Annotated in this window: 14 protein-coding genes; 7 read left to right on the top strand and 7 right to left on the bottom strand. The window is 62.2% G+C overall.

Translation table 11 applies throughout. The features are described 5' to 3' along the window. Positions 1-46 precede the first annotated feature (46 nt). Positions 47-196: a hypothetical protein gene (locus ACFC3J_RS13540; protein ID WP_375196686.1), complete on the bottom strand. Its 150-nt coding sequence runs from the start codon at positions 194-196 to the stop codon at positions 47-49. A gap of 127 nt (positions 197-323) precedes the next feature. Between ACFC3J_RS13540 and ACFC3J_RS13545 the strand changes: the two genes are divergently transcribed. The 3 genes from ACFC3J_RS13545 (at position 324) to ACFC3J_RS13555 (ending at position 5,407) form a co-directional block, all read left to right on the top strand. Next, positions 324-1,244 carry a LysR substrate-binding domain-containing protein gene (locus tag ACFC3J_RS13545; RefSeq protein ID WP_375196687.1) on the top strand — a complete coding sequence of 307 codons (921 nt, stop codon included), beginning with the start codon at positions 324-326 and terminating at the stop codon, positions 1,242-1,244. Positions 1,245-1,286: 42 nt separating this feature from the next. Beyond that, positions 1,287-3,575 (top strand): DNA topoisomerase IV subunit A, encoded by a 2,289-nt coding sequence (gene parC, locus ACFC3J_RS13550; protein WP_375196688.1) that lies wholly within the window; start codon positions 1,287-1,289, stop codon positions 3,573-3,575. A gap of 83 nt (positions 3,576-3,658) precedes the next feature. Further along, positions 3,659-5,407 carry a putative bifunctional diguanylate cyclase/phosphodiesterase gene (locus ACFC3J_RS13555; protein WP_375196689.1) on the top strand — a complete coding sequence of 583 codons (1,749 nt, stop codon included), beginning with the start codon at positions 3,659-3,661 and terminating at the stop codon, positions 5,405-5,407. Here ACFC3J_RS13555 and ACFC3J_RS13560 read toward each other — a convergent pair. The 4 genes from ACFC3J_RS13560 to ACFC3J_RS13575 are packed head-to-tail and all read right to left on the bottom strand — an operon-like array spanning position 5,371 to position 8,297. Next, complete coding sequence (locus tag ACFC3J_RS13560; RefSeq protein ID WP_375196690.1) at positions 5,371-6,579, bottom strand: CCA tRNA nucleotidyltransferase; 1,209 nt, start codon at positions 6,577-6,579, stop codon at positions 5,371-5,373. The genes ACFC3J_RS13555 and ACFC3J_RS13560 overlap by 37 nt on opposite strands. Continuing rightward, positions 6,563-7,171, bottom strand: a complete 609-nt coding sequence (locus tag ACFC3J_RS13565) for a CoA pyrophosphatase (protein ID WP_375196691.1) — start codon at positions 7,169-7,171, stop codon at positions 6,563-6,565. The genes ACFC3J_RS13560 and ACFC3J_RS13565 overlap by 17 nt, the downstream gene beginning before the upstream one ends. After that, entirely contained in the window at positions 7,168-7,734 is a 567-nt protein-coding gene (locus tag ACFC3J_RS13570; protein ID WP_375196692.1) for a DUF1285 domain-containing protein, read from the bottom strand. Before ACFC3J_RS13570 ends, ACFC3J_RS13565 begins: the two co-directional genes overlap by 4 nt. Positions 7,735-7,778: 44 nt before the next feature. Continuing rightward, the gene (locus tag ACFC3J_RS13575) at positions 7,779-8,297 is read right to left on the bottom strand and encodes a GNAT family N-acetyltransferase (RefSeq protein WP_375196693.1); all 519 of its coding nucleotides are present in this window, start codon (positions 8,295-8,297) and stop codon (positions 7,779-7,781) included. A 143-nt stretch (positions 8,298-8,440) separates the two neighbouring features. Between ACFC3J_RS13575 and ACFC3J_RS13580 the strand changes: the two genes are divergently transcribed. Continuing rightward, complete coding sequence (locus ACFC3J_RS13580; RefSeq protein ID WP_375196694.1) at positions 8,441-8,824, top strand: dihydroneopterin aldolase; 384 nt, start codon at positions 8,441-8,443, stop codon at positions 8,822-8,824. Between the two features lie 38 nt (positions 8,825-8,862). On the opposite strand, the gene ACFC3J_RS13585 is transcribed toward ACFC3J_RS13580, so the two are convergent. Further along, complete coding sequence (locus ACFC3J_RS13585; RefSeq protein ID WP_375196695.1) at positions 8,863-9,804, bottom strand: isopenicillin N synthase family dioxygenase; 942 nt, start codon at positions 9,802-9,804, stop codon at positions 8,863-8,865. A 108-nt stretch (positions 9,805-9,912) separates the two neighbouring features. Between ACFC3J_RS13585 and ACFC3J_RS13590 the strand changes: the two genes are divergently transcribed. Beyond that, positions 9,913-10,320, top strand: coding sequence for an EVE domain-containing protein (locus tag ACFC3J_RS13590; RefSeq protein ID WP_375196696.1), 408 nt, complete (start codon positions 9,913-9,915; stop codon positions 10,318-10,320). A 144-nt stretch (positions 10,321-10,464) separates the two neighbouring features. Beyond that, on the top strand, positions 10,465-10,749 hold the full coding sequence (locus tag ACFC3J_RS13595) for a hypothetical protein (RefSeq protein WP_375196697.1): 285 nt from the start codon (positions 10,465-10,467) through the stop codon (positions 10,747-10,749). A gap of 99 nt (positions 10,750-10,848) precedes the next feature. Here ACFC3J_RS13595 and ACFC3J_RS13600 read toward each other — a convergent pair whose 3' ends face one another. Continuing rightward, positions 10,849-11,151, bottom strand: coding sequence for a glycine zipper 2TM domain-containing protein (locus tag ACFC3J_RS13600; protein WP_375196698.1), 303 nt, complete (start codon positions 11,149-11,151; stop codon positions 10,849-10,851). A 121-nt stretch (positions 11,152-11,272) separates the two neighbouring features. Between ACFC3J_RS13600 and ACFC3J_RS13605 the strand changes: the two genes are divergently transcribed. After that, the coding region (locus ACFC3J_RS13605) for a cupin domain-containing protein (RefSeq protein WP_375196699.1) at positions 11,273-11,560 on the top strand (288 nt) is incomplete at its 3' end.

Genomic DNA, 11,560 nt, shown 5'->3' on the forward strand with positions numbered 1-11,560 from the left:
GCTGGGACGGATTGTGCAACCCCTCTTGAGTGTTGCTCGCGTTTTTTCATGGCCGTTCCTCCTGCCAGGGTGCCGACCAGGCAATGCGATGCAGCGCGCAGAAGCTCTGCATGATAGCGGCGAACAGGACGCCGAGCGTCGGGCGGCTGATTTCATGGCTGTCGTTCCGCAGCCGTACGTCGCGCATATCGCGCATGATGGGCTCCTTCCATGATGAGATCTGATGAGGCGGGGGTGACCGCTGGCTTATTTATCGACCATTTTCGGCGCGTTCGCCAACAAAAGGCTGGACCCAGCATATAAGTCAGCCTTATCAATTGCTCATGAGCCAGCTTCCGCCGCTTTCCGCCGTCCGGGTCTTCGAAGCCGCCGCCCGGCTGGAGAATTTCACCGCCGCCGCGCAGGAATTGGGAATGACCCAGGCGGCGGTCAGCTATCAGGTGAAGTTACTGGAGGAGAGGCTGGGCCTCATTCTGTTCCAGCGGGCCGGGCGCAAGGTCGCGCTGACCGACAAGGGGCGGGAGATCGCGCCCGTCCTGACCCGCGCCTTCGATCAGATGCGGCAGGGTTTCGCCGCGCTGACCCAAGGCCATTCGACGGTGCTGACGATCAGTTGCTCCAACAGCTTCGCGCATCTCTGGCTGGCGCCGCGGATCGGCGCGTTCCAGATGCGGCAGCCGGGGCTGGCGGTGCGGATCGACGCGACGGATCGGGTGGTGGACTTCGCCCGCGATGGCGTGGACGTCGCGGTGCGGGGCGGACAGGGCGACTGGCCGGGGGTGGAGGCGAAGCTGCTGACCCATAACCGGCTGGCGCCGCTGTGCAGCCCCGGCTGGCTGGCGAAGAACGGCCCGGTTGCCGATGCGCGGGCGCTGCATGCGATGCCGCGCCTCTCGCCGGACGACATGTGGTGGCATGAATGGTTCGCGGCGATGGCGGTGGAGGGTGACGGCGACGCCCTGCCGCCGGGTATCGCGCTCGATTCCCAGGTGATGGAGGGGCGCGCCGCGATGGCCGGGCAGGGGGTCGCCATCGTCAACCTCTTCCTATGGAAAGCGGAGGTCGAGGCCGGCCTGCTGGTGGAGGCGGTGCCGTCCTATGTGCAGGAGCGGGCGAGCTATTGGGTGGCCTATCCGCCGCATGCCCGCAACGCGCCCAAGGTGAAGGCCTTTCGCGACTGGATCTGCGCGGAATTTGCGCGGGAAATCGCTGCCGATCCTGAGGCGCGTTACCTCCCCCGCTAAACTCCGTTTCCGTTTTGTCGCGGCGCTGCTATGCCCGTCCCGATGACCGATTTTCGCGACCCGTTCGACGCTATCAAGGATCACCCGTTCGACGATGCGCTGTCCCAGCGCTATCTCGTCTATGCCCTTTCCACCATCACGGCACGGTCGCTGCCGGACCTGCGCGATGGGCTGAAGCCGGTGCACCGGCGGCTGCTCTGGGCGATGCGGTTGCTGCGGATGGAGCCGGGCGGCGCTTCGCCAGACGTGCTGGTCGCCAATCCGGCGCGCAACACCACTTCCTACAAGAAATGCGCCCGTGTCGTTGGCGACGTCATCGGCAAATATCACCCGCATGGCGATACGTCCGTCTATGACGCCATGGTGCGTCTGGCGCAGAATTTCTCGCTCAGGACGCCGCTGGTCGACGGGCAGGGCAATTTCGGCAATATCGACGGCGATAATGCGGCGGCGATGCGCTATACCGAAGCGCGTCTGACGCAGGCGGCGGCCGACCTGATGGCCGGGCTGGACGAGGGCACCGTCGATTTCCGGCCCACCTATAATGGCGAGGATGAGGAGCCGGAGGTTTTTCCCGGCCTGTTCCCCAATCTGCTGGCAAACGGCGCGAGCGGCATCGCGGTCGGCATGGCGACCAGTATACCGCCGCATAATGTTTCCGAGCTGATCGATGCAGCCAGCCTGTTGATCGACAATCCTGAGACGGATCATGCCGACCTGATGCAGATCGTGCGCGGGCCGGATTTTCCGACCGGCGGCGTTCTGGTTGACAGCGCGTCCGTCATTTCGGAGGCCTATGCGACCGGACGGGGCTCCTTCCGCACGCGGGCGCGCTGGCACAAGGAGGATGGCGGGCGCGGCACCTGGGTCGCCATCGTCACGGAAATTCCCTTCCAGGTCCAGAAATCCAAGCTGATCGAGCAGATCGCGGCGCTGATCAACGACAAGAAGCTGCCGATCCTGGCCGATGTGCGGGATGAGAGCGACGAACTGATCCGCATCGTCATCGAGCCGCGCGCGCGCACCGTCGATCCGGATGTGCTGATGGACAGCCTGTTCCGGCTGACCGATCTGGAAAACCGTTTTCCGCTGAACCTGAACGTGCTGGATGCCACGCGCACGCCGCGTGTGCTGGGCCTGAAGCCGGTGCTGGTCGAATGGCTGAAGCACCAGATCGACGTGCTGGTCCGGCGCGCCCAGCATAGGCTGGAGAAGATCGCGGTCCGGTTGGAGCTGCTTGATGGCTATATCATCGCCTATCTGAACCTCGACCGGGTGATCGAGATCATCCGGACCGAGGATGAACCCAAGGAGGTGATGATGGCCGAGTTCCAGCTCACCGACCGGCAGGCTGAGGCCATCCTGAACATGCGACTGCGGTCCTTGCGCAAGCTGGAGGAGATGGAGCTTCGGCGCGAACATTCGGAATTGCTGAAGGAACGCGACGAGCTGACCAAGCTGGTGGAAAGCCCGGCGCGGCAGCGGACGCGGCTGAAGAAGGACCTTGCCGACCTGCGCAAACGCTATTCGCCGGACAGCGATTTCGGCAGGCGGCGCACCTTGGTCGAGGAAGCGGCGCCTGCGCGGGAAATTCCGCTTGAGGCGATGATCGAGAAGGAGCCGATCACGGTCATCCTGTCCGAACGCGGATGGATCAGGGCGATGAGCGGGCATCGCGACCTGGCATCCGCCGATACGCTGAAGTTCAAGGAAGGGGATGGTCCGATGATCGCCTTCCATGCACAGACGACGGACAAGCTGCTGCTGGCGACGGAGACGGGGCGCATCTTTACGCTGGGCGCCGACAAGCTGCCGGGCGGGCGCGGCTTCGGCGATCCGGTTCGGTCGCTGGTCGATATGGACGGCACCGGCAATATCGTGGCGCTGCTGCCAGCGCGGACGGGGGGCGAATTGTTGCTGGCCTCTTCCGACGGGCGGGGATTCGTTGCGGCCGTGACGGATGTGATTGCTGAAACCCGCAAGGGCAAGCAGGTGGTCAATGTGCGGACGGGCGCGACCCTGACCGTCGTGCATCCGATCATGCCGGAGGCGGACAGTGTCGCGGTGATAGGCGAGAACCGGAAGCTGCTTGTCTTTTCGTTGATCGAAATGCCGCGCATGGCGCGTGGGCAGGGCGTGCAGATGCAGCGTTATCGTGACGGCGGGCTGTCTGACGCCATTGCTTTCCGCCTGTCTGACGGGCTTAGCTGGACCATGGGCGGGGAAACGGGACGGACGCGTACGGAAGCTGACATGACGCCATGGCGCGTGGCCCGGGGGGCGGCGGGCCGCATGCCCCCGACTGGCTTCCCCCGCGATAACCGTTTCTGATCGGCTGATTTTTTCGCTATTCCTGACATAAACGGGGAATGTCGTTTCCCGAAAATTTACCGATTGAGCCTAATCGGTGACTCATGGAATCCACGTCGATGCGCGATCGGCCCAATGACATGCCGAAGATCGAGCTCCTGCCCGGGGCTGACGACGCGCATCCCGTGCATCATGTCTCGATGAGCGACTGGTTGGCTGCCCTGCCGCATCCTGCCTCAACATTTTCATTTGATAACAATGTGTTGTCTATCGTTGCTCTCAATGCCAGCTTCCGCAAATATTTCACTCCTGCCGCGCCGGGACCGGAGCGGCCCCATGCCATGGAATGGCGGGATCGCATCGTGCAATGCATGCAGTCCGAGTGTGACGCGGACAGTTTCGAACTGCGGCGCGAAGGCATACTGGGCCCGGAATATTTTTACTGCACGGTGGGTAAGCTGCCTAAACTGGAAGGGCTTCCCAATCTGTTCCTGTTTACGGCGCTTGACCGGACCAGCGATCGGTCGATTGTCAAGAATCTGCGGCGCGAACTGTTGTCGGATGGGCTGACGGCCCTGCCCAATCGGACGGGTTTCGGGGAAGAGATCGATGACCGGCTGGCCAATATGCCGGGGCCGGAAAATAGCCAGTTCGCCATTATCGCGATCGATCTCAGCCGCTTCAGCCGCGTCAACGAATCGCTGGGTCCCATGGCGGGTGACGAACTGCTCATCACGGTGGCCAAGCGGTTGAAATCGAGCTTGCGGCAAGGGGATGTGCTGGCTCGCATCGGCGGCAACGACTTTGCCATTTTTGCGCGACTGAACAATGGCCTGTCTGACGCTCTTCACATCGTACAGCGGATTAGGGACGCGCTCAGCTATCCGATCCGGCTGAGCGATCTGCAAATTCGGGTCGATTGCGCGATCGGCTGCGCCATTTCCACCAGCCTGTCGGAAGACCCGGACGACATGGTGCGCAAGGCGCAGGCGGCGGTGAAGATCGCCAAGCGCAGCGGCAAGGTGGAAATCTACCGCAACGGCGTGTTGAAGGAGGCGCAGCGGCGCTTTTCCGTTGAAAGCCGCTTGCGGGATGCGCTGGCGCAGGGCGGGCTGACGCTGGCCTTCCAGCCGCTCATCCATTTGCAGACCGGCGAAATAACGGGCTTTGAGGCGCTTGCCCGCTGGAATGACGTTGAATTGGGTCATGTGTCGCCCGGCGAATTTATCGCTGTGGCCGAGGAAAGTGGGCTGATCACGCCGCTCGGCCGCTGGGCCGCCTATGAAGCGGCGCAGGCGCTCAGCCGCTGGGACGCAAAATTCGGGCAGGCATTGCCGGTCGGCGTCAATGTCAATCTGTCGCCCATCCAGATGGCGCGGGACGATGTTGCGTCGATGTTCGAGGAGGCGCTGCGCTATTCGGGCATTTCAGGGAATCGGATGACGGCGGAACTTACGGAAAGCGCCATCGTCGCCGATCCGGAAAAGGCACGGAAGCTGCTATTCGCTCTCAAGGACCTGCGCATGCCGATCGCGATGGACGATTTTGGTACCGGCTATTCGAACCTTGCCAGCCTGCACAGCCTGCCCATCGACATATTGAAGATCGACCGCAGTTTCGTGACCAATATGCTGGATGACCGTGACAAGGAAGTGATGGTCAAGACCATCCTGTCCCTCGCAGAATCGCTGGGGCTTCGTGTAACGGCGGAAGGAATAGAGACGCAGGAACTGGCCCACGCACTGCAAAATCTGGGGTGCTGGCAGGGGCAGGGCTATTATTTCGCGCGCCCGATGGCGGAAGCGGAAGCCTTCGATTACTGGCGAGCGCGCTGGAATTTCGAAACCGTCTGATCGGCGATCTCGGCCAGACGGGCTTCATCGGGAAAGCCCTCGGCTACCCAGATATCCTGCACCTGTTGCAGCGCCCTGGCAACGTCGGGGCCGGGTTGCAGGCCGCGGGCTATCAAGGCGCCGCCACCCAGCGGAAGCCGGGGCGGGGTCCAGTTCTCAAGCTCGGCAACGCCTTCCAGTGCGACGCTGGGGTCTAGCAACAGCCGGTCTACGGCGCCTTCAACACCGATGCGGAACGCTAATGCGCGGGGCGGGATGTCCGCAGCCCCTCCTTCCAGCGCGACTATCAGTCGCTTGCGGGCCTTGTTGGAGAGCTTCAGCCGGGCGCCGACCAGATCGGCGGTGCGCGGATCTGGGGGGAGCAGGGCTGCGAGGCGGCGGAGGGCTGAGGGTGGGGTGGCGGAGGCGGCTTCACGGTCGATCAGCGCAGACAGGCGATCAAGGCCATTCTCGTCGATTTCCGGGACTACCGGAACCAATATGCGGCCGTCGATCATGAGCCGCAGGGATGCGAGAGGCGCGGAAACGGCCAGCAATTTCAGCAGTTCGTCCGCGATCCGCTCGCGGGACAGCGCCATCAGGCTGTTGGCGGCGGTGCGGCAGGCGGCATAGGCCTGCGCGTCCGGTTCGTCATGGCCGAAGCGTGCGAGAAAACGGAAATAGCGCAGGATGCGCAGATGATCTTCCGCGATCCTGGCTGCGGCATCGCCGATAAAGCGGACATGGCGGGCTTTCAGATCATCCACGCCACCGAAGAAATCCGTGATCTCAAGGGTGATCGGGTCGGCATAGAGAGCGTTGATGGTGAAATCGCGTCGGGCGGCATCTTCGCGCCAGTCGGTAGTATAGGCGATGGTGGCGCGGCGGCCATCCGTGCTGACGTCGCGGCGCAAGGTGGTGATCTCGACCGGCCAGCCATGGATGACAGCGGTGATGGTGCCATGGTCGATGCCGGTCGGAACGGCCTTGATGCCAGCGGATTTCAGGCGATCGATGACGCTGCGCGGGTCGAGGACGGTCGCGATGTCGAGATCGTTGACCGGCAGGTTCAACAACCCGTCGCGCACCGCGCCGCCGACGAACCGGGCTTCGCCCCTGTCGGCGCCGAGTGCGGTCAGCAAAGCATCGAGGCCGGGGCGATGCCGCCAATCGGCGTCAGGCAAACTGGTCATGGCCCAGCCTCCGCGAAAGATTGGCAAGGATGGCTGCGGTAACGCCCCAGATACGGCGGCCTTCCCAAAATATTTCGTAATAATGTCTTTCAACGCCCTGAAATTCTATGGATTTCTTCATTCTGTTTGCGGGGCTGAGAGCGAAGGACAGAGGCAGTTCGAACCAGGACTCTACCTCGCTTTCCTGGGGCAAGAGTGGAAGGTCGGGAGGAATGACCCCCAGCACCGGCACGATGTCGAATCCCGTAAAGGTGTGATAGCGGTCCGATGTTCCGATAATGTCCACCAGATGCGGAGCAAGGCCGATTTCTTCCTGTGCTTCACGCAGGGCGCCGGCCACTTCATCGGCATCGCCTTCATCGACCCGTCCGCCCGGAAACGCCACCTGTCCGGGGTGCTTGCGCAATTTTGCGGAACGTTGGGTCAGAATGAGGCCGGGGTCGGGACGGTCAGTGATCGCCACCAGCACCGCGGCGGGCGCCAAAACCAGATCGTCGTCGATGCGCGGATCGCGGGTGTCCGACAGGATCAACCCGACCTCGCGTTCATGGCCCTGCTTCAAGGCAGCGCGCAGCCGCTCCGCGAGGGTCATGCCGATCCGTCCAGCGGGAAGAAGGCGCCGTTGCTCCAGAGGCCGATCGGCTCTGCATTTTCGTCCAGCGCAAGGTTCATGAGTTCATAATAGACGCTTCGGCCGATGAGTGCGTCCAGCCCGCCGCGAACATGAACATAGGGATGGGGGCCCTCCTCCTTTGCGCGCAGGACAAGGGCATTGTCCGGCCCTGCTGCGACCAGATCCCCGGTGTTGAGGCGGAAGGCGAGAGTGCGCTTCCGGCCTTCGCCTTCAGTCTTGAGTTCGACGGCGACGAAGGGGGCGTCTTCCACTTCGATCGAAAGCTTTTCGACCGGTGTGACGAGCACGTAGCTGCCGTCCGCCTCCCGCCGCAGGATGGTGGAGAACAACCGGACCATGGCTTCGCGGCCAATGGGGGAGCCCTGATGAGACCAACTGCCGTCGCGGGCAATGCGCATTTCGCTGTCGCCGCAATGGTCCGGATTCCATTTTTCGACCGGAGGCAGGCGCTTTTCCTCCAACAGACGCGCAATGTCGGTCAGGGACAGGGTGGCAAGATCAGGTGGCGGCTCCATCGGCATGGGGCCGAGATAGGAGCGAGCGAACGCGAACGCAAAAGGGAATTTCAGGCCTGAACGGTAAGCCGGGGGGTAAGCATTCCCTTGCCGCCCACCGGGCGGCCATCCACCGACAGGGCGAGCAGGCGGCGTGGCTCGAACGGTCCCGGGCAATCCCAATCGCCGGTGCCTTCCGCCGAAAAGCCCCAGAAACGGCCATAATATTCCGGATCGCCGATCATCATCAGCGGGTCGCTGCGCTGGGCGCGGGCGGCAGTGACGACGGCATCCATCATCGCCCGGCCGTGGCCGGTGCCTTGCAGCGCCGGGGCGACGGCCACGGGGCCGACCATGACGAGCGGCGTCTGGCTGCCATCTTGATGGGTGAGCGCGACCGGCCAGCTTTGCAACGAGCCGACGAGTTTGCCCTCTTCATCCTCGATCCCGAAGGAAAGTTGCGGCAGCCAGGGCATGCCGTCGCGAATCAGATAGGCGGTGCGGCCGTGCCGATCGGGGCCGAAAGCCGCATCCAGCAGCAACTCGATCGCGTCCTGCGCCATGATGTTGAGGGGCACTATTACAGACACGTCTTGCCGATCCGTCCTCAATGGCGCATGGACGCGCCAAGAGCGGCGGGCTTTAGCGCCTGCTTCGCAAAATAAAAGTCTAAACTGGACCCCGCCCGCAGCAGGCCATGCTTGCCGACGGAAAGGACCGAATGTGGCGAGCTATGAACAGCGAATTTGACGATTTTCTGACGTTGGAGGTGAATAATCTGGATGTGGATGTCCTGACCGGCATCTATTCCGAAGAGACGCACCTGCCCCAACCGCTGCGCATCTCGATCCGCGCGAAGCTGAAGATTGCCGATCATTATCACCCCGAAACCCCTTTGTCGCGGTCCAAAAATTATATGGACCTAAAGCATGCCGCGACCACCGCGCTGCCCGAAGGCCAGCATTTCACGCTGATCGAAGCGGTGGCCGACCATATCATCGAGACGATCTTCCTTCAGGATGACAAGGTCACCCATGTCGAGGTGAAGATCGTGAAACTCGCCCTGAGCGAAAAGGGCGAGGAAATCGGCATCACCATGGGACGCGGACGGAAATAGGCGCTCAGGACGAAGCGCGTCGGCTCCGCCCGGCCGTTCTATTTGATCAGGCCGATCTCGCGCAGGCGTTCGGTCAGATAGTCATGCGCCGTAATCGGCGGATCGCGGCGGGGATGTTCCGCATCCACGCATTGCGGCAGAGCGTCGATCAGGAAGTCCGGCCGCAAATGCAGGAAGAAGGGCATGGAATAGCGCGAAAAGCCGCGTCGTTCCGGCGGCGGGTTCACGACGCGGTGGCTGGTAGAGGGCAGGCGGTAGTTGGTGAGCCGCTGGAGCATGTCGCCGACATTGATGGCAAGCGCGCCCTGCGGTGGGACCACCGGCAGCCAGTTGCCGTTGCGGTCCCGGAGTTGCAGGCCGCCTTCCTCCGCGCCCAGCAGCAGGGTGATGAGGTTGATGTCTTCATGTGCGCCGGCGCGGATACCCGGCGCCTCCGGCGACACCGGCGGATAATGGAGCAGCCGCAGGATCGAATTGCCGTTTTCGATCGGCCCGTCGAACCAGCGTTCCGGCAGGCCCAGATACAGCGCGATGGCTGAGAGCAGTTCAGCGCCGACCCGGTCGAATTCGCGGTAGAGCATGGCAAAAGTGGCTCGGAATTCGGGCAATTCGTCGGGCCAGACATTGGGCGGCATGCTGTCGGCGAGCGGATCGCCTTCGGGCAGGTCGCGGCCGACATGCCAGAATTCCTTGAGGTCATTCTCGCTTGCTCCCTTGGCTATTTCCACGCCGAAGGCCGTGTAACCGCGCTGTCCCCCATTATATCTGGCGTCGTATCGGCGCTTCACATCCTCCGGCAGCGCGAAAAACTGGCGGGCCAACGCCCAGCCTTTGTCGATCAGCGCCTGATCCATGCCATGATCTTTCACCATGGCGAAACCGAAACGCTGGAAGGAACCTCCGAAAGCAGTCGAAAAGTCCGCCTTGCTCATGCCTGCCATGGACAGGAGGGGCACCTGTTCCAGCACCGATTGCGACACGTTCCATTCTCCGAAAATCAATTGGATGGGCCCGGTGCGGCATCACGGTCCGCCAGAGTTGCATGGCGCATCCTTGATCGCCGTTTGCGGCTGATGCAAGGAGAAGCCATGAACTACTGGCTGATGAAATCCGAACCCGATGTCTTTTCCTATGACGATCTGGTCAAGAAAGGGAAGGCGGAATGGGACGGCGTGCGCAACCACGCTGCCCAGAACAATATGAAGGCGATGAAGAAGGGCGACCTGTCGATCTTCTACCACAGCAATATCGGGGTCGAAGCGGTCGGCATCATGGAGATCGTCGAGGAAGCTGCGCCCGACAGCACCGATGACACGGGCAAGTGGATCGCCGTTCATGTCGGGCCTAAGGAAAAATTGCAAAGGCCCGTGACGCTCAAGACCATGAAGGCTGATCCGGCGTTGGCGGACATGGTGATGATTCGCCAGTCGCGCCTTTCCGTGTCGCCGCTGACCGAAGCGGAGTTCAACCATATCGTTGCCTTGTCAAAGGCTTGAAGGGTGATCCCGGCGCGGTTGCGGGAAATGCAACTGGGTCGTCTGTTTTTGCGATTGTCCTTCCGCTGCGGGGCACCATAAATCGGCTCCAACAGAAAAGAAGATTACAGAGGTGTTTGATCGGCATTCACAAGGAGTATCCCTATGCGAATGCTGTCGAAGTTTTTCATCCCCACCCTGGTTGCCATGGGTGCCGCTACTGCTCCGGTTCACGCTGAAGAAGCCGCCAAGCAGAAGTTCACGCATGAAGGTTATACCTACGTTTATGACGTGAAGGACACCAAGACGGGAAAGGTGATCTCCGGTCGCCGTTACCCGGACGCGGTTGCGTTCAACCTGTCGATCAAGAATGGCCGGGTTTCGGGCGTGTCGGGCGGTCAGACTGTTGCCTTCAAGGTTGAGGACGCCCGCGGCGCCGCTTCCGAATAACTTCAGCTCCGGGCTGATCAAAAAGGGCGGCTTCCCCATTGGGAAGCCGCCCTTTTTTGCGTCTGGCCGGTCAGGCGCGCCGCGTCCGTGCCGCCGAAGTCAGCGGCAGCGCCGCTTGCTGTCGATTTCCTTGCCAAGCAGAGCGCCGCCTGCAGCGCCGAGGATGGTGCCGGTCGCACGGTCGCCCCGAGTGTCGATTGCGCGTCCCACCAGCGCGCCGCCGACGCCGCCGACGATCAGCCCGGTCGTGCCGTTGGACTTGCGGCAATACATGCGGCCGTCCCGGCCGCGCCATTCGCGATATTCGTGATGACGGCGCGCGCTCGCTCCGTCCGTGGGGATAGCCATGGAAACCGGAATGGCCAACGAGACGGCGGCCAGTGCCATGAGGGTCTTACGCATTTTATCTCCTCCAAAAAGCGTGATTTGATCGTTCAACCCCCACATATTGATCGAGGTTGCATGAACCTGCGACAACAAGGCATGTCTTTGTTTCCGCTACAAAAAAATTTGAGGTGAAGGGGTGAACGGACGCGATGAATCGGTCGCGAAGCGGCTGATAGAAGCTTTGGATCTGTCGCCCCACCCCGAAGGCGGGTGGTATCGGGAAACGTGGCGTGCGCCTGCTGTCCCTGAGCAAAGGGCGGGCGGAACGGCGATCTATTTCCTGCTGGAGGTTCATCAACATTCCCACTGGCACAGCGTGGATGCCGACGAACATTGGTTATGGCATGCCGGCGCGCCCTTGATGCTCTCGATGGCTCGCGAGGGAAAAGCGGTGAAGGACCGGTTGCTGGGGGCCGATGTGCTG

It is taken from the genome of Sphingobium sp. (assembly GCF_041987595.1).
In the GTDB taxonomy this organism is placed as follows: Bacteria; Pseudomonadota; Alphaproteobacteria; order Sphingomonadales; family Sphingomonadaceae; genus Sphingobium.

What these genes read in the sequence shown, in the direction of transcription:
- ACFC3J_RS13560 (WP_375196690.1), bottom strand. Translation starts at nt 6,579, where the DNA reads ATGACCAGTTTGCCTGACGCCGATTGGCGGCATCGCCCCGGCCTCGAT.
- ACFC3J_RS13590 (WP_375196696.1), top strand. Translation starts at nt 9,913, where the DNA reads ATGAACTACTGGCTGATGAAATCCGAACCCGATGTCTTTTCCTATGAC.
- parC (WP_375196688.1), top strand. Translation starts at nt 1,287, where the DNA reads ATGACCGATTTTCGCGACCCGTTCGACGCTATCAAGGATCACCCGTTC.
- ACFC3J_RS13545 (WP_375196687.1), top strand. Translation starts at nt 324, where the DNA reads ATGAGCCAGCTTCCGCCGCTTTCCGCCGTCCGGGTCTTCGAAGCCGCC.
- ACFC3J_RS13565 (WP_375196691.1), bottom strand. Translation starts at nt 7,171, where the DNA reads ATGACCCTCGCGGAGCGGCTGCGCGCTGCCTTGAAGCAGGGCCATGAA.
- ACFC3J_RS13580 (WP_375196694.1), top strand. Translation starts at nt 8,441, where the DNA reads ATGAACAGCGAATTTGACGATTTTCTGACGTTGGAGGTGAATAATCTG.
- ACFC3J_RS13555 (WP_375196689.1), top strand. Translation starts at nt 3,659, where the DNA reads ATGGAATCCACGTCGATGCGCGATCGGCCCAATGACATGCCGAAGATC.
- ACFC3J_RS13570 (WP_375196692.1), bottom strand. Translation starts at nt 7,734, where the DNA reads ATGCCGATGGAGCCGCCACCTGATCTTGCCACCCTGTCCCTGACCGAC.
- ACFC3J_RS13600 (WP_375196698.1), bottom strand. Translation starts at nt 11,151, where the DNA reads ATGCGTAAGACCCTCATGGCACTGGCCGCCGTCTCGTTGGCCATTCCG.
- ACFC3J_RS13540 (WP_375196686.1), bottom strand. Translation starts at nt 196, where the DNA reads ATGCGCGATATGCGCGACGTACGGCTGCGGAACGACAGCCATGAAATC.
- ACFC3J_RS13595 (WP_375196697.1), top strand. Translation starts at nt 10,465, where the DNA reads ATGCGAATGCTGTCGAAGTTTTTCATCCCCACCCTGGTTGCCATGGGT.